This is a genomic window from Extibacter sp. GGCC_0201 (assembly GCF_017566055.1).
Classification (GTDB): Bacteria; Bacillota; Clostridia; order Lachnospirales; family Lachnospiraceae; genus Extibacter.
The window spans coordinates 1-214 of sequence record NZ_JABFCH010000236.1 but is presented as its reverse complement, the minus strand read 5'-3'; the positions used below and the strand labels follow the sequence as shown (position 1 = coordinate 214).

Sequence of the window (214 nt, the reverse complement as noted above, 5' to 3'; positions counted from 1 at the left end):
AAAGTGAAAGCGCCCCTTATGGTAAAACGTTCGGCGTAGGCATACCTTTTATCTGGTGTTCCAACAACCTGATAACCGCAGCGCTTACACAATGCCTTCTCTACCGGACTCTTACCGGGAACACCGATTTTTACGAAATGGAATGCGACCTGCTTAACTGGATATTCGGTTGCAATCCATGGGGAAAAAGTATGATCGTAGGGTTCCCGGGGCA

1 protein-coding gene is annotated in these 214 nt (G+C 48.1%); it reads left to right on the top strand.

Going from position 1 to position 214, the window contains the following annotated elements:
* A partial coding sequence (locus HJV72_RS19380; RefSeq protein ID WP_208073510.1) for a glycoside hydrolase family 9 protein occupies positions 1–214 on the top strand: 214 nt, incomplete at both ends.